This window comes from Saccharospirillum sp. (assembly GCF_039982735.1).
GTDB lineage: Bacteria > Pseudomonadota > Gammaproteobacteria > Pseudomonadales > Natronospirillaceae > Saccharospirillum.
On record NZ_JBDWXV010000023.1, the window covers coordinates 261,214 to 276,312 of the forward strand.

Genomic DNA, 15,099 nt, shown 5'->3' on the forward strand with positions numbered 1-15,099 from the left:
CGTGACTGCAGAAACTCTGCTGCCAAAACCCCTCGATTTTGCAGCCCGCCAACTGGGCAAGCGACTGCTGGCCGGTGGTGTGGTGGCTTACCCGACCGAGGGCGTTTGGGGGTTGGGCTGTGACCCCTGGAACCCTGATGCCGTCGGGCGAATTTTGTCCATCAAAGAGCGCCCGGTCGACAAGGGGCTGATCATTATTGCGGCCGACTACGAGCAGCTTGCCCCCTTTCTCGCCCCGCTGAGTTCCGATCTGGTTTACCGCATGACCGAGCGCTGGCCCGGTCCGTTCACCTGGGTTGTCGAACATAATGGTAGCCTGCCCGCCTGGGTAACCGGCAATCGCCCGACCATTGCAGTACGTGTGCCGGGTCACCCGATGGCACGGGCCTTGTGTCGCCATGCGGGCATCCCACTGGTGTCGACCAGTGCCAATCGCAGTGGCAAACCCGCGCTGACCGACCGCTTACAGGTAGCCCTGAAGCTGGGTGCCGAACTCGATGGCATTGCACCGGGCAAAACGTTTCCCGGTGCCCAGCCGAGTCAGATTCGTGATTTGCTGACCGGTGAGCTGTTTCGAGCCTGAGCCTACCCGCCGCCCCTGTCACTCTGGAGACCGCATGACACAGACTGAATTCGATATCGAACCCATAAAAGCCTACCTGCTCGACTTGCAGGATCGCATCTGTGCGGCACTCGAGCGTGAAGACGGATCGGCTCGTTTTGCGGAAGAAAGCTGGGAGCGCACCGAAGGCGGAGGTGGCCGGTCACGCGTTTTACAGGGCGGGTCCGTGATTGAAAAAGGCGGTGTCGGTTTCAGCCATGTGATGGGCGATACCATGCCTGCCAGCGCCACCGCGCACCGTCCCGAACTGGCCGGGTGTCGCTGGCAGGCGTTGGGCGTGTCGCTGGTGATTCACCCGCGCAACCCCTTTGCGCCAACGTCGCATGCCAATGTGCGCTTTTTTGTGGCCGAAAAAGACGGCATGAAGCCGGTCTGGTGGTTCGGTGGCGGTTACGATCTGACGCCTTTCTACGGATTCGATGAAGACTGCAAGCACTGGCATCAAACGGCCAAGGCGGCGTGCGAACCCTTCGGTGAGTCGGTGTATCCGCGTTTTAAAACCTGGTGCGATGATTACTTTTATCTGAAACACCGCAATGAACCCCGCGGCATCGGCGGTTTGTTTTATGACGATCTGAACGAGTGGGATTTTGAAACCTGCTTTGGGTTTATGCAGGCCGTTGGCAACAGTTATCTCGATGCGTATCTGCCCATCCTGCAACGGCGCAAGGCAACGCCCTACACCCAGGCGCATCGTGATTGGCAGGAAGTGCGCCGTGGTCGCTACGTGGAATTCAATCTTGTGTTCGACCGGGGCACTCTGTTCGGGCTGCAGTCTGGCGGACGTACCGAGTCGATCCTGATGTCGCTGCCGCCTCACGTGCAATGGGTGTACGGCCATACACCCGAACCCGGCAGTGATGAAGAACGGTTACTAACGCACTATCTAAAGCCGCAACACTGGGCTGACTGATCCCGACCATGAAATGGCTCGTAGAGTTGGGTATGGATACTCTCTATTTCGACGGGTCATGCCCGTTGTGCGCCAAAGAAGTTCGCCTGCTGCGTCGCCTTGCCGACCGCGGGCTTGCGCTGCGCGACATTCACCACTTGCCCGATGCCCATCAGCCCGACCGGGCCTCTTTGCTGCGGACGCTGCATTTGCAAACAGACAGTGGTGAGTGGGTTACCGGCCTGAACGCGACGGTGGCAGCCTGGCAACACACCCGGGTAGGCTGGTTGTTCCGACCGCTGTTGTGGCCTGGTGTGGTGTCCGTTGCCGGCAATCTGTATCGGCGCTGGGCAGACCGCCGGTTTGATCGGCGCTATTGCAGCACCGGAACCTGCCAGTTGCCTCCTTCCCAGGCGGAGTGAACCGCAAGCCGACGCCGGGTTATTTAACAGACAGCAGTTGGTCCAGCCCCTGGGTGGTGACCATGGGGTCATCACCGTTAACCAGAATGTCTGATTTCGCAATCACGTAGCTCTTACCGGTAATGGTGTTTTCAATCACCGGGAAGCGAGCCTGCTGTTGTATCCCCTTGTATTCACCCACAAAACGGGTATCTCGTAACGAAACCGTTTCCAGCTTGTCGCCGGGCCTGATCAGGCCTTCGTAATGCATCAGCGCCAGTCTGGCTGAAGTACCGGTGCCGGTGGTGCTGCGGCAAATGACACCGGGGTGTACGTAAGTCGCCGAGCGCGACCGGTAATAGCCCTCTCTGACCGTCTCTATCGGTCCCATAAAATGCAGAAAGGGAAGCGGCCCGACATCGCCCAGGCTGTAGTGTGAATAGGGTGGCTCGGCCTGAATGGCTGTAACAATAGCGTGGGCGCAGTCGCTGAGGGCGCGCTCTTCATCCGGTGTCAGGTCAAAGCCGAGCTCGGTTGCATCGACCAGGGCATAGAAGCCACCGCTGTAGGCAACGCTGTAGGTGACGTCGCCAATGCCCGGGACTGTCAGTACCGCCTGGTAGGTGTCGATGTAACTGGGCAGGCCTTCACAGGTAACCGACTCCACGACGTTGTTGCGTACCCGGGCCGTAATGTTGACCAGCCCGGCTGGAGATTCCAGAGAGAAATGCTGCTCACCTTCCTGCTTTTCCACCAGACCGAGTTCCAGTACCGCTGTCGCGGTGCACAGGGTGTTGGACCCGGAATAAATCGGATAACCCATGACTTCCATGATGATGTACCCCGCGACGGCCCTCGGGTCGGTAGCTGGCATCAGCAGGTCAATCGACATTTCCGGAATGCCATAAGGCTCTTCGAGCAGTAGGGTGCGCAGGCCATCGGCATGGTCGCGCAGATACTCCATTTGCGCACGCACGGTGGCGCCAGGCAGAGGGGAGATACCGCCAGTAACTATGCGGCTCACATCGCCACCCGCATGGGTATCGAGCAATTGCAGCGTCAGGGTTGAAGGCACCTGCGGGTTGCTCATCCGGCATTCTCCAGTGCATGGGGTGCACCATGTTCGGCCCATTGTGAATCCGGGACGATCACGATTTTGCCCAGGTAATTGCTGGCCCGGTTCATAAAATAGGTTTCCGCCCGATGCAGGTCGGAGAGTTTGAACGCGGCATGCAATACCGGTTTAAGCTCACCGCTGCGAATCCATTCAATTAATTGGTCCGCTTCTTCGCGGGTGCCATGAGACACGCCAAACAGTTGTACCTGGTACAGGTAGATTTTCGTCCACAGCAGTTCACTGACGTTACCACCACTGGCGCCAGCAATGCTGAGCCGGGGGTTGTCGTTGCGTTTGTGCATGTCGACGATCATGGTGTCGATGAACTGATTGGTCGACTCGCCGCCAACCAGATCCATAACGGCATCCATTGGGTAGCCGCCGGTCACCTCCAGAACGCGCTCGGTAAAGCCCTGCATGTTACTGCGGTCGAACACGGCTTCAGCACCCAGTTTTAACAGTGCCTCGGTTTTATCGGCCTGGCTTAACGCATAGGGGATGGCACCGATAATGCGGCATAGCTGAATCAGCGCCGTGCCGACACCGCCACTGGCGCCGGTGACCAGGATTCGCTCACCGGCTTTTACCCGGGCCGAGGTCAGCATGTGCAGCGCTGTCTGGTAGGAGCACATTCCCAGAGTTGCCAGCTGGGCGTCATCGAGCTCAGCATTGCTGATGTGATGAAACTGATCGGCGGGCACGACAACGTAGTCGGCATAGCCGCCGTCGGCACCGTGGCCGTAGTAATCCGGGATCAGGTTCAGGGTGCGCCGTGCATCGGGGTAAATATTGAAATCGAGCAGGCCGCGTTCACCCAGCCGTTCCGGGCTGACGCCATCGCCCACTGCGGCCACGCGACCAACCACATCAGCGCCCTGAATGCGCGGGAAGGTCAGGGTCGCTTCCCCGCCCATCTGGAAGGAGGTAACTTCGTCGTTATCCTGAGTTGGGTAAAGGCCCTCGCGTGCCTTGCGGTCGGTGTTGTTTTTGGCTGAAGCGGTGACCCTTACCAGCACCTCGCCCGGGCCGGGCCTAGGCGTTGGCACGTCGGTCCGGTAGTCCAGTTGCTCAATGCCACCATGGCCGGTCAGTACCATAGCCGTCATGCTGGCAGGAATGTCGTCATTGTATCCCGAATGCACGATCAGCCTCCTGAATGAAGCCCCAAAAACCGATTAAGTGGGTATGTACAATGGAACAAAAGCACCGGCTCCCTAAGGTGCCGAATACACGCACTGCGCTCAGACGATCAGGGTCGGGCAATGCGCCAGACTGGCAACCCGGTGCGAGACACTGCCCAGCAAAAGCCCGTCTTTGGCATCATGGGTGCCGTGGGCACCCATAACGATCAAATCAATGCCTTTGCTTTTGGCAAACTCGACAATCATCTTAGACGGTCGACCACCTTTCACAAACCCCCGCAGGTTCTTCGCGCCCTTTTCAGTAGCAATGTGCTTGGCGTGTTCAACAATTTCTTTGGCGTAGCCAGCCAATGTGTCATCGGGTATTTGCAGATCTTCAGGTCGGCCGACCGACAGCGAGGCCGCGAACAGGCTGTGGTGTTTGTAGACGCAGATCAGGAAGATCTCTGCGTCGGGTGTCATTTGCTGAAACTCAATAGCCTGTTCCATGGCACGCAATGCCGCTTTGGATCCGTCAACAGCCACCAGCATTTTCTTAAACATCGGTTGGTCTCCCTGTTAGTTATGCACTCAACGGAAAGCAAGGTCCCGTAGGAACAACGCAATTTGCGGAAACATGATCAGCAGTGCCGCCGAGAAAATCAGAATAAAAATAAACGGTGGTGTACCGCGAATGACTTCCCAGTAAGGCCGTTTGAAAATAGCGATGGCGGTGAAAATGTCGCAACCAAAAGGCGGCGTGGCAGAGCCGATAGCCACCTGCAGGGTAATCAGAATACCCACCAGAACCGGGTCCAGCCCGGTAGCGGCGATGGCCGGTGCAAAGATGGGCGTCAGTACCAGAATAACCACAATCGGGTCGACGAACATGCAGGCAATAAAGAAGGCGATGCAGATGGAAATAAGAACGCCCGCGGGGCCCATTTCGTTAACACCGACCGCTTCGAGGATGGTTTGTGGAATCTGGGCGAACGAAATAATCCAGGAGAAGCCGTTGCCCACGGCAACCAGTATAAACACAACGGCGGTGATTAAGCCGGTTGATTTGGCAATGCGGTACATGTCTGGCAGTTTCAATTCACGGAACACAATGAATTCCAGGAACACCGCGTAAAGGACACAGACTGCGGCTGCCTCTGTCGGGCTGAAAATACCGCCGTAGATACCACCGACAATAATCACCGGGAACATGAGTGGCCACAGAGCGCCCAACACCGCTTTACCACGTTCGTTCCAGCTGGCTTTGGGTTCAGTGGGTACGTTGTTCCGGTAGGCGTATATCAGTGCGTAAAGCGAGAAAAAAGCCAGAATCATAAGGCCCGGGCCGACACCGGCGATGAACAGTTCGGCAATGGAGGTCTCGGAAATGACGCCGTAGATAATCATGCCGATACTGGGCGGAATCAGGAACGCGATGTCGCTGGCGTTGATGATCAGCGCCAGGGTAAACGGATCGGAGTATCCGGCTTTGAGCATCTTCGGTCGCAGCGGAGAACCCACAGCAACCACCGTCGCCTGAGTCGAACCGGAAACCGCACCAAACAGCGTGCAGGAAGCGGCGGTACTGATGGCGAGACCACCTTTTACGTGTCCGATGAAGGACATCACCATATCGATCAGCCGATTGGCGGATTGACCGCGAGTCATGATGTCGGCCGCCAGAATGAACATGGGCACGGCGATCAGTGAAGCCGGGCGAATGCCGCCCATCATCTGTTGAATAAAGGTCGTGTTTTGTCCGAAACCATCGAACATCATGTAGAAGCCAACCAGTGCAGCGGTGGTCAGCGGAATCATCATAGGAAAGCCAAGCAGCAGCAAGCCTATCATTATGAACATCAGGGTCGTAGCCATGATTGCCTCATTTTTAGTGTTCTTTTAGTCAACGAAAAAGCGTTGTCAGATCACACTTCTTTTTCGTTGTCGGCATAACCATCCACCACGCCGGTAGACAGATAGACATCGGTCGATGTCACGTTCTTTATTGCCGTTAACAGATACTGGGTTCCGGTAACAGCGAAACCGACAGGCACCCACACATAGATCATCCAGATTTCAAAACCCAGTGCCGGCAAAATGCGGCCACGATCGTACAGATTCATGATGTAATCGACCGAGTAATAACACAGGAAAAACATGATCGCAGAGGTAAACAGGGCAATCAGAATCATCAGTACGCGCCGCGGCGTTGTCGGCAGCACGTCATAAATAGCGGACATGCGAATATGCCGCCCGTGACGCGCCGCATAGCCGATGCCAGCGAAGGTAATCATAATAATGAGAATCCGGTTGATCTCACCGGAAAAAAACAGGCCCTCTCCCAAGACGAAGCGGAGTATGACGTTGGTGCAGGTATTGACAGCCATCAGGATGACGCCGAGGGCCAGGATAACCGCCTCGACTTTACTGATGGCGACATCGATGACACCCAGAAAACCGGGCAGGCCGGACTCAAAGGCTCCGGTGTCATCCATTTCATTAGACGGGTCAGACATTGAAATGGCTCCTGTGCGTAACAAACGCTGAGCAAAGGCTCATCTGAACAGATCCGTGTTGTCAGGGCCAAAGACAGCCGTCAGCGTTGACGCAGCGGCTGAGTCTGGTATCCAAGCGGAGTAGCACCAGAAATGCCACCCGGGTATGGATCTGGATATGTCGGCCAGCCCGGGGCAGCGCAGTAAACGGGCTGCCGGGAGCTGGCCGTGAACAAAACGGGTACCAGAGCACCCGGTGTTCTGCTGACAAGGCGAGTGCGTTGCCAGCGCTTGCGGTTTTTAGTTGGTCACTTCTTCGAGGTCTTCCTTGAACTGGTTAAGCAGTGCTTCACCGCTTTCACCGGTCATTTCGATGAAGGTCTCTTCCACTTCAGGTGCCCGTGCCTTGAACATCTCGATCTGTTCATCGGTCAGGCGAGTCACTGTGACGTCATCGCTGGCCGCTTCAATCGCTGCAAGGGCTTCATCAGCCAGGCCGTCGATGTGTACGAGGATTTCCTCGAAGGCATGGTCAGCTGCATCCTGAATCAACTGCTGGTCTTCAGAAGACAGGCCGTCGTAGAAATCCTTGTTGGCCATGGCCGCCGTGGTGAACCAGCCGTGCCCGGTAAAGGTCAGGTTGGGAGATACTTCGTACAAACCACCGGATTCAATCCAGAAAATTGGGTTTTCCTGGCCCTGAATCATGTTGGTCTGCAGTGCACCATACACTTCACCCCAGGGCAGCGGGGTTGCGGTGGCGCCAAAGGCTTCATAGGTAGAGGCCAGCAGCGGGTTGGTCATGATGCGGATTTTTTTACCATCAAAGTCAGCCGGTTCGGTGATCGGTTCGTCGGCGGTGACGACCATTTCCCCTTCCGGATACATTTGCAGCAGCTCGAGGTTTTGCTCTGCGTACAGCTCGGGGAAATCTTCGTTAATCGCTTCACTTTCGCGGAAGAACTGAACCACGGTGTCCATGTCGGTGGGCATCAGATAGGGGATAAAGAAGATCTGTGCTTCCGGAATCAGGGAACCGGTAAAGCCGGGCGACTGGTTCACGAATTGCAGAATACCGTTCTGGGTTTGCTCCATGATGTCATCGGACTCACCGAGCTCACCGAAGCGATAGACCTGAAGGGTGTGGTCGGAATTGTCTTCAATGTATTCCTTGAAGGCATAGGCGTACACGTCCTGAACGTCGCCTTCGTACTCTTCGTGTGCGTAGCGCCAGTTGGCAGCCTGGGCCAGGGTGGCGGCGCCCATAGTTGCGGCCGCCAGGGCAGAGATGCCCAAAATCTTGGTAACAGATGCAGATGTTTTCATGTGGTTAACCTCCATTCACCCCGGCGCTGGTCGAACACCCCGGGTGGGTTTCTGTTGGTTAGGGTTGAGGGTCTGAAACAGGCCGATATCCATCGACTTAGCACCCCCAAAATCCTTTAGAGCTATATCAGAATGGCAAAACAATTCGGCTCTGGCAAGGAAATGGGCATTAAAATATTTCAGCTAACCGGGATGATGGAGGCTTGCAACAATCAAACGAGCCCGTTCTCCCGGCATCGCGAGCGCCAAGCCGGCCCGACCTGCTACGGCTTTGAAAGTGCCTGAATGGCTAAGTGGAAAGCCTTATAAAAGCTGATTCCCCTAAAATTATCGCCCCCAAAGAAGACCCTCGCATATCGGTAGAGCCGAGGTATCGGTGTGCGCTAAAAAGATGCTCGTTTCAATAAGTTAGCAGAGGTTGCAAACCGCACCTAGGTTTGGAACAGTGAGCGAATGGAAAAATAGATGGCAGCATTAAAGTTTCGTGTTCGAAAGTATTTTGAGGGTTATTGGAAGGGTGTAAGGCTCGGTTGAGGGTATGCTGCCGGAATGAGGTTAGCGTTCGAACAGCTCACACCAGCCGTTACCCAAAGGCAGGTGAGAAAGTGAAATGAGCAGTTCATCCAACAGGTCGGGTGAGCTGGCATAACCGGCGATCAGGTCATTGATCAGGCACAAACGCTGTTCCAGTTTCAGCCGGATTTTCAAATAAGGGCTGTCATCCAGAATGCGCAACGGGTAAACACCGGTCGACAGATAAAACCGCGCGTAGTAGCTGAAATTAATGGACACCTCACCCGAGAGAATGCGCCGCACGGTACGCGGGGTGACATTCAGGTACCGGGCCAGGTCACGCCGGGTCAGCTGGTTCTCCTGAAGAAAGAACAGCAGGCCATCGGCCACCATCCGGTAATAGTCTTTGTCGTAGAAAAACGGCCGCACACCGGCAAGTTCGCTGGGCTGGATGCACACCGAGTCATCGGCGTCGCGGCCGATATGCCGCGGGCAATGATCGATCATGTTTTGCAAGGTCGCCAGGCAATCGTCCGGTGAAACCCGCTGCAACAGCGATGCCAGGCGAACCTGGCGAATATTGCGATAGTCGCCAATGGGCAAGTGGCTGAAATAATTCGACTGGGCCAGCAAGTGCAGCGGCGACATGCCCATCACAAAACACCACCAGTTGATGATGTGCATGCGGTACTGGCGTTTGCCTTTCTCCATCTCCATATAAGTTTTCTTGGAAACCGACAGCAGCCGCGTCATCGCAGGCGTGCTCAACTCGTTCATGTGGCGGACCTGTGCAATAAAAGCACCGGCACTCTCATTGAACAGAAACTCAATGTCGTCGAAATCGACCCCCGGGCTGGGCCCGGTCGCACACTGATTTGCAGTCATAGTGTTTAGTCTGGTTTTGGCCCGGTTTGCCGTCAATCGGACGCCATCGGGGTGTACTGGAAGCACCGGCTACGCCTCTGGGTATTAAACCCTGGCCAGGTAGTCAGCTAAGGACACCGACGCTACCGCTATGTGACCCCTTTCACAATAAACAATCCTGCTGAATAGCGGCGCAATAGAACATGGCGCGACGAACGCCGCCATGGCGCGGCTCCCTGGGCGGACGCAAACGACACCTCTGTGGATAACTCCTGTTGGTTTTGTTCACTCAATGGCACAAATAGTGTGTTTTGCATGGCGATATGGGCTTCAGTTCGGGTGACGCAGGCGCTAGTCTGATGCCCGTCATGTTGAACAGGGTAAGTCCCGTGTCAGAAATATCAGTTGGCCAGTTGGCACGACGTGCCGGGGTGTCGGTCGCCACCCTGCATTTTTACGAGCAAAAGGGGCTGATTCACAGCCAACGCAACGCTGGAAATCAGCGCCGCTATAACCGGCGCATGCTGCGCCGGGTCGCCGTGATCAAGACGGCACAACGACTTGGGTTCAGCCTTAGAGAGATCGCAGAGATGTTCCGTGAACTGGGTGAGCAACAGGACATCACCAAAGACAACTGGCAGCAATTGTCGGTGCGCTGGCACCAGGCGCTGACCGAGCGCATTGAAGCGATGCAACGCCTGCGCGATGAACTGAACACCTGCATCGGCTGCGGCTGTTTATCGATGGACAACTGCCGCCTGCGAAACCCGGACGATGCTCTCGGCGAGCAAGGCTCCGGGCCGGTGCTTTGGGAGGGGGGAGAGAGCTGAGAGCTGTTAGCTCAAGACTCGAAGCTCATAGCGCATAGTTCGCAGCTCGCAGCTCACAACTATTCCAAATTCCTCTCTTCGGGCAGGTCGCTCAGGTACTGCACAAATTCCACTTCAAACCCGTCCGGGTCAAGGAAGTAGACGTTGCGCCGGTGGGGATTTTCGTCACCCGGGTTGGTCACTTCAAAGCCCGCCTGACGCAGACGTTTGATCACCGCATCGAGGTTCTGAGTGACATAGGCAAAGTGGGCCAGACCCACCTGGTGACCGGTCAGGTCCCGGTTCTCGCCTTCCCCCATTTCATTCAGCGCGATGTAGTGGTAGCCGTCTCCAAAATGCACCCAGATTCGGGGCTTGCCGTGCCAGGTGCCCTCGCCCCGGGTGCGAATGCGCCAGTGCGGAAAGGCAGCCCGGTAAAAGGCCAGTGACCGGTCGAGTGATTTGATGACGAGATTGATGTGTTCCAGATGCATTGCTGTGACTCCTCTGTGGTTAGCCACACCGATGCTAATACCTCAGCTTAACTTGAGGTAAAGTGCTTTTTTGGGATTATTTAAGGTAATGTTGGCGAGATGCTGTGCGCCACCGGCTGCCGCCAATCACAGTGTCAGCTTGTCTGCATCAGTACGTCCAGCAGTACGCCACTCAACGCAAACCCCAGCACCAGCAAAACCAGCGGAACACGCTGGCTGCGTAGCAACAGCACCCCGATCACCACCGGTGCCAGTTGCCAGGGCACTTGCACGCCCTGCAGAAACACCGGTTGGTACAAGGCCGCCATCAGCAAGCCGACGACGGCCGCGTTGATGCCGGAAACGGCGCCGCTGACGCGCGGCCGGGCCAGCAGTGCCTGCCAGTAGTCGCGCACTGCCAGCAACAGCAGAAAGCCAGGCAGAAAGATGGCCAGGGTGGCCAGCGCCGCGCCAAGCAGCGGTGTTTCAGGCTGAAGCAGCGCACCCAGGTAAGCCGCCAGTGAAAACAGCGGGCCGGGCAACGCCTGGGCGACGGCGTACCCCAGCAGAAAGGCATCCTGACTGATGGCATCGCCTACCGTGGCCTGCAGCAACGGCAACACCACATGGCCGCCGCCAAACACCAGTGCGCCGGTCTGGTAGAAATCGGCCCACAGGCTGCCCGGCAAGCCCAACACACCAACCACCGCCAGCAGCAGAAACACAGCGAGCGAAAGCCAGTGTACCCGGCCCCGGGTTCCGTCAGGAACGGAGCCCGCGTCACGGGTCTGGCGGCTGGCGCCCCAGGCGGCGGCCACCAGCAATACCAGCATTTGCCCGCCTACGCCGGGCCACACCACCAGGGTGGCGAGGGACAGCAGTGCGACCGCCTGGGTTGCTTTGGCATCACAAAAACGGGCAAACATGCCGGTCACGGCATCGAGTACCACGACCACAGCCAGCCATTTAAGGCCCATGATAACCCCTGGAACCCAGGCGGCCGTGGCGGTCAGGCTGGTCACCGCCACGGCGGTCATGATCACAAACGACGGCAGGGTAAAGCCGATAAATGCCGCGATTGCGCCGGGCAGCCCTGCCCGGTGCTGGCCAATCGCGAAGCCGACCTGGCTCGAACCGGGGCCGGGCAGAAACTGGCTCAGCGCCAGCAGGTGGGCGTACTGTTCTTCACCGAGCCAGTTCAGCCGAACCACAAAGGTGGTGCGAAAATAGCCCAAATGCGCCGCCGGACCACCGAAACTGGTGCACCCCAGCCATAAAAAGCGCCAGAATACGTCCCAGGTGCGTTGCCAGGTGGTGGTGTTCCGGGTGTCAGTACTGGGAGTCAAGGTGTTGGCCCTGTTCAGTTGGGTGCTAGTGCACCGTCACGATTCTGATGAACAGTTTATGGCGCTAATATGACAGATCCAAGACAGCCTTCCGCAATGCACAATGGCTGCACATTGCGCTGCTAGTGTACTGTAACAGTCTAAATGCCCATACCAGAGCGCCCCAAAAGGTTCACCACAAGGCGCCGCTCGCCGGGAAGGGTGGCTCCCTTTCCAAGAGCGGCAACGCCGGGGTGGGCCTTTTGGGACGCTCCCTTCGGGCGAGTCGTCAGGCAGCCACCTGACTGCGTTGCATCGGCTTGAAATAGGCCCACTATTACTGCGCCGATGCGCCTTGCATCTGGCCGCCTGACGACTCGCTGGTAAGGACATTTAGTCTGTTACAGTACACTAGAATCGGTAGCATCACCTCATGGCGGACGACCATGCGCATCAGTCTTCGATACAAGTTGTTTCTCATTATCCTGCTCGCCAACGCACTGGTGGCCAGCGCCATTGTGATCACCAACAATCGCGCCTTCGACGCCGGTTTCGAGGCCTATCTTGAACAGGTGCAAAGCCGCCGGCTGGCGCCTTTGCTGTCGGCACTGTCGGATATATACGCAGAGCAGGGCAGTTGGGCCTGGGTGCAGCGTGAGCCCATGCGTTTCTATCGGCTGGTGAGCAACGCCACACCCGGGCGTTCGCCCCGCGACCCGCGCCGGGAGCCGGTACTGCTAAGTGATGCCGGCAATACATTGCTGATTGGCGACCCCAGGCTGCAGCGACGCGCCTATTGGTTGCCCATTGAACTTAACGGCGAGACCGTCGGCTCGCTGGGGGTACCGCAAGCGGTGCGTCTGGGCGCCGAATTCGACCGCTTGTTCGCCAGCCAACAGCGGCGCCAGTTGCGCTGGATAGCACTGATCACCCTGCTGGTGTCGGCGGCATTGGCCATCCCCTTTGCGGCGCGACTGCTGCGCCCCATTGCCGATTTGAAGATCGCCTTTCATCGACTGGCCAGTGGCGACCTGGGCAGTGAAGACATGCAGCAGCGCCTGGTCGTGCGCGGCAACGATGAACTGTCCGACCTGGCGCGGGATTTCAACGTACTGGCGGAAACCCTGCAGCGCAACCAGCAGGCGCGCCAGCGCTGGATCGTCGACATCGCCCATGAACTGCGCACACCCATCGCCGTGTTAAAGGCCGAAATTGAAGCCCTGCTCGATGGCATCCGCCAACCAGACCCCGACACCCTGGCCTCACTGTTTCAGGAGATTCAGCGTCTGGGCGGGCTGGTGAACGACCTGCATGATTTGTCGCTGGGAGATGCTGGCACCCTGGCCTACCAGCCAGCTGAGATTGATCTGCTCGACGTGCTCAACACCGTTCACGGCCACTTCGATCTGGAGCTGGCCCGCAAGCATCTCGACTGGGCACTCAAGGCACCCGACGCACCGGTAACGATAACTGGCGACCCGAACCGTCTGATGCAGCTGTTCAGCAACCTGATGCAAAACAGCCTGCGCTACACCGATGGCAGCGCCAACAAACCGGGTCGGGTTGTGGTCGAGGTTCAGCGCAGCGACGCTGGTATCACGGTGCGCTGGTCCGATTCATCCCCCGGCGTTCCGGACGGTGCGCTGGCGTTGCTGTTCGATCGGTTGTATCGCGTTGAAGCGTCACGCAGCCGCGCCAGCGGTGGTTCGGGCCTTGGCTTGTCGATTGTGCGCAGCATTGCCGAGGCCCACCATGGCCAGGTGACCGCCACCCATTCCCCGCTCGGAGGCCTGATGGTATCGGTCTTCTTTGCGCATCCTTCCGATCAACCAGACTCAGGGAGCCCCGCCTGATGAGCGGCCACATTCTTATTGTTGAAGACGAAACCAAACTGGCAACGGTACTGCGCGACTACCTGACGCGCGATGGCTACAGCGTCAGCCTGCTCGACCGGGGCGATGGCGTTCTGGACTGGCTAAGCCGGGAAACGCCCGACCTGATACTGCTCGACCTTATGCTCCCCGGCACCGACGGGCTCAGCCTGTGCCGGTCCATTCGCAGCACTCAGCAGACTCCCATTATCATGACCACGGCCCGTGTCGAGGAAATCGACCGGTTGCTGGGCCTGGAGCTCGGCGCAGACGACTACATCTGCAAACCGTTCAGCCCGCGTGAAGTCGTGGCCCGGGTAAAGGCCGTGCTGCGCCGCACGCACCAAGTTCCCGATAGCGCGCCGGAGCCGCAGTTGCAGTTGGCCGAAAACAGCAACCGCGCCCGCTTTGGCGACCGGGACACCGAACTCACCGCCATCGAAATGCGCCTGCTGCAATTATTGATGAAGCAGCCCGGCCGCATTTTTACCCGTGACCAACTGATGGACGACATCTACCCCGACCGTCGGCTAGTCAGCGACCGAACCATCGACAGCCACATCAAAAACCTGCGCCGTAAACTTTCGACGCTGGCGCCCGATCAGGAATTTGTGCGTTCGGTGTATGGGGCTGGCTACAAATTCGAATAAGCCAATGCAAAGAATCTGTCATCCATGGTGGCTCCACACTTTCTGCGAAGTGGCAGCCGATACTGGTTTTCACCGGGTCAGAGGGCCCACATAACGGAGAACCAGACCATGAAATCCATTTTTTCGACCACCCCGCGCCAATCGCTGATCGCCATCGGTGTTGTCGTCGCCCTGGCGGGCAGTGCCAGTGCCGTTTACGCCCACGATGCCATGAACCAGAGTCGCATGACTGACCGGTTCGACTACATCTTTACCCAGTTGAATCTGACCGACGCCCAGCGTGCAGAGGTGGTGGACATTATGACCACCCAGATGGCAGAGCGGCGTGAGCAGCACCGGGAGCAACGCGACATCGGTGCTGACCGCCCAACGGCAGAAGAGCGTCAGGCGTTCCGCGACGCTGCCCGTACCGCCCTGACCGATGAACTGGGCACGGTATTGCAGGCCGACCAGGTTGAAGGGCTAATCACCTATCTCGAAGCGCATCAGCCCCGGGGCAAGAAAGGGATGCACGGCAGTCACCGGGGCGGCCGTTACGCGCCCGCTGAGCAATCCACCGATGCCCAGTAGGTAAACCGCCCATTCAAGGTTCCCTTGCCCGCCCAGTGCGGGCTTTTTTC

General features: G+C 57.7%; 17 protein-coding genes. 8 read left to right on the forward strand and 9 right to left on the reverse strand.

What is annotated here, in order from left to right; genetic code table 11:
* Nucleotide 1: 1 nt before the first annotated feature.
* From ABJT94_RS20125 to ABJT94_RS20135, 3 genes are read left to right on the forward strand one after another with little or no spacing between them, the layout of a single operon-like run.
* Nucleotides 2-583: an L-threonylcarbamoyladenylate synthase gene (locus tag ABJT94_RS20125; protein ID WP_348477784.1), complete on the forward strand. Its 582-nt coding sequence runs from the start codon at nt 2-4 to the stop codon at nt 581-583.
* A gap of 34 nt (nt 584-617) precedes the next feature.
* Entirely contained in the window at nt 618-1,535 is a 918-nt protein-coding gene (gene hemF, locus ABJT94_RS20130) for an oxygen-dependent coproporphyrinogen oxidase (RefSeq protein WP_348477783.1), read from the forward strand.
* Between the two features lie 8 nt (nt 1,536-1,543).
* Nucleotides 1,544-1,936: a DUF393 domain-containing protein gene (locus ABJT94_RS20135; protein ID WP_348477782.1), complete on the forward strand. Its 393-nt coding sequence runs from the start codon at nt 1,544-1,546 to the stop codon at nt 1,934-1,936.
* 19 nt (nt 1,937-1,955) lie between these two features.
* Here the strand turns inward: ABJT94_RS20135 and ABJT94_RS20140 are convergent, their stop codons facing one another.
* The 6 genes from ABJT94_RS20140 to dctP form a co-directional block, all read right to left on the reverse strand.
* Nucleotides 1,956-2,990 (reverse strand): proline racemase family protein, encoded by a 1,035-nt coding sequence (locus ABJT94_RS20140; protein WP_348477815.1) that lies wholly within the window; start codon nt 2,988-2,990, stop codon nt 1,956-1,958.
* 11 nt (nt 2,991-3,001) lie between these two features.
* Nucleotides 3,002-4,138, reverse strand: coding sequence for a zinc-binding dehydrogenase (locus ABJT94_RS20145; protein WP_348477814.1), 1,137 nt, complete (start codon nt 4,136-4,138; stop codon nt 3,002-3,004).
* Nucleotides 4,139-4,273: 135 nt separating this feature from the next.
* Nucleotides 4,274-4,717, reverse strand: a complete 444-nt coding sequence (locus ABJT94_RS20150) for a universal stress protein (protein WP_348477781.1) — start codon at nt 4,715-4,717, stop codon at nt 4,274-4,276.
* 27 nt (nt 4,718-4,744) lie between these two features.
* Nucleotides 4,745-6,028 carry a TRAP transporter large permease gene (locus ABJT94_RS20155; protein WP_348477780.1) on the reverse strand — a complete coding sequence of 428 codons (1,284 nt, stop codon included), beginning with the start codon at nt 6,026-6,028 and terminating at the stop codon, nt 4,745-4,747.
* A gap of 50 nt (nt 6,029-6,078) precedes the next feature.
* Entirely contained in the window at nt 6,079-6,669 is a 591-nt protein-coding gene (locus tag ABJT94_RS20160; RefSeq protein WP_348477779.1) for a TRAP transporter small permease, read from the reverse strand.
* Nucleotides 6,670-6,948: 279 nt separating this feature from the next.
* Complete coding sequence (gene dctP / locus ABJT94_RS20165; protein ID WP_348477778.1) at nt 6,949-7,989, reverse strand: TRAP transporter substrate-binding protein DctP; 1,041 nt, start codon at nt 7,987-7,989, stop codon at nt 6,949-6,951.
* A 117-nt stretch (nt 7,990-8,106) separates the two neighbouring features.
* Here dctP and ABJT94_RS20170 point away from each other — a divergent pair, with 117 nt between their 5' ends.
* Nucleotides 8,107-8,259, forward strand: coding sequence for a hypothetical protein (locus ABJT94_RS20170; RefSeq protein ID WP_348477777.1), 153 nt, complete (start codon nt 8,107-8,109; stop codon nt 8,257-8,259).
* Between the two features lie 270 nt (nt 8,260-8,529).
* Here the strand turns inward: ABJT94_RS20170 and ABJT94_RS20175 are convergent, their stop codons facing one another.
* Nucleotides 8,530-9,372, reverse strand: a complete 843-nt coding sequence (locus tag ABJT94_RS20175) for a helix-turn-helix transcriptional regulator (RefSeq protein WP_348477776.1) — start codon at nt 9,370-9,372, stop codon at nt 8,530-8,532.
* 368 nt (nt 9,373-9,740) lie between these two features.
* On the opposite strand from ABJT94_RS20175, the gene soxR reads away from it, so the two are divergent.
* Entirely contained in the window at nt 9,741-10,181 is a 441-nt protein-coding gene (gene soxR / locus ABJT94_RS20180) for a redox-sensitive transcriptional activator SoxR (protein ID WP_348477775.1), read from the forward strand.
* Between the two features lie 59 nt (nt 10,182-10,240).
* On the opposite strand, the gene ABJT94_RS20185 is transcribed toward soxR, so the two are convergent.
* Together ABJT94_RS20185 and chrA are read right to left on the reverse strand one after the other, a co-directional pair.
* Nucleotides 10,241-10,654, reverse strand: a complete 414-nt coding sequence (locus ABJT94_RS20185; RefSeq protein WP_348477774.1) for a VOC family protein — start codon at nt 10,652-10,654, stop codon at nt 10,241-10,243.
* A 134-nt stretch (nt 10,655-10,788) separates the two neighbouring features.
* A complete protein-coding gene (gene chrA, locus ABJT94_RS20190) occupies nt 10,789-11,979 on the reverse strand; it encodes a chromate efflux transporter (protein WP_348477773.1) in 1,191 nt (396 codons plus the stop codon).
* Between the two features lie 425 nt (nt 11,980-12,404).
* On the opposite strand from chrA, the gene ABJT94_RS20195 reads away from it, so the two are divergent.
* From ABJT94_RS20195 to ABJT94_RS20205, 3 genes are all read left to right on the forward strand, one after another.
* A complete protein-coding gene (locus ABJT94_RS20195; protein ID WP_348477772.1) occupies nt 12,405-13,811 on the forward strand; it encodes an ATP-binding protein in 1,407 nt (468 codons plus the stop codon).
* On the forward strand, nt 13,811-14,479 hold the full coding sequence (locus tag ABJT94_RS20200) for a response regulator (protein WP_348477771.1): 669 nt from the start codon (nt 13,811-13,813) through the stop codon (nt 14,477-14,479). Before ABJT94_RS20195 ends, ABJT94_RS20200 begins: the two co-directional genes overlap by 1 nt.
* Nucleotides 14,480-14,587: 108 nt before the next feature.
* Nucleotides 14,588-15,049 carry a Spy/CpxP family protein refolding chaperone gene (locus tag ABJT94_RS20205; RefSeq protein WP_348477770.1) on the forward strand — a complete coding sequence of 154 codons (462 nt, stop codon included), beginning with the start codon at nt 14,588-14,590 and terminating at the stop codon, nt 15,047-15,049.
* Nucleotides 15,050-15,099: the final 50 nt, after the last annotated feature.

What these genes read in the sequence shown, in the direction of transcription:
- hemF (WP_348477783.1), top strand. Translation starts at nt 618, where the DNA reads ATGACACAGACTGAATTCGATATCGAACCCATAAAAGCCTACCTGCTC.
- ABJT94_RS20155 (WP_348477780.1), bottom strand. Translation starts at nt 6,028, where the DNA reads ATGGCTACGACCCTGATGTTCATAATGATAGGCTTGCTGCTGCTTGGC.
- ABJT94_RS20150 (WP_348477781.1), bottom strand. Translation starts at nt 4,717, where the DNA reads ATGTTTAAGAAAATGCTGGTGGCTGTTGACGGATCCAAAGCGGCATTG.
- ABJT94_RS20205 (WP_348477770.1), top strand. Translation starts at nt 14,588, where the DNA reads ATGAAATCCATTTTTTCGACCACCCCGCGCCAATCGCTGATCGCCATC.
- ABJT94_RS20170 (WP_348477777.1), top strand. Translation starts at nt 8,107, where the DNA reads ATGGCAAAACAATTCGGCTCTGGCAAGGAAATGGGCATTAAAATATTT.
- ABJT94_RS20135 (WP_348477782.1), top strand. Translation starts at nt 1,544, where the DNA reads ATGAAATGGCTCGTAGAGTTGGGTATGGATACTCTCTATTTCGACGGG.
- ABJT94_RS20160 (WP_348477779.1), bottom strand. Translation starts at nt 6,669, where the DNA reads ATGTCTGACCCGTCTAATGAAATGGATGACACCGGAGCCTTTGAGTCC.
- ABJT94_RS20175 (WP_348477776.1), bottom strand. Translation starts at nt 9,372, where the DNA reads ATGACTGCAAATCAGTGTGCGACCGGGCCCAGCCCGGGGGTCGATTTC.
- dctP (WP_348477778.1), bottom strand. Translation starts at nt 7,989, where the DNA reads ATGGAGGTTAACCACATGAAAACATCTGCATCTGTTACCAAGATTTTG.
- ABJT94_RS20185 (WP_348477774.1), bottom strand. Translation starts at nt 10,654, where the DNA reads ATGCATCTGGAACACATCAATCTCGTCATCAAATCACTCGACCGGTCA.
- ABJT94_RS20195 (WP_348477772.1), top strand. Translation starts at nt 12,405, where the DNA reads ATGCGCATCAGTCTTCGATACAAGTTGTTTCTCATTATCCTGCTCGCC.
- ABJT94_RS20200 (WP_348477771.1), top strand. Translation starts at nt 13,811, where the DNA reads ATGAGCGGCCACATTCTTATTGTTGAAGACGAAACCAAACTGGCAACG.
- ABJT94_RS20145 (WP_348477814.1), bottom strand. Translation starts at nt 4,138, where the DNA reads ATGACGGCTATGGTACTGACCGGCCATGGTGGCATTGAGCAACTGGAC.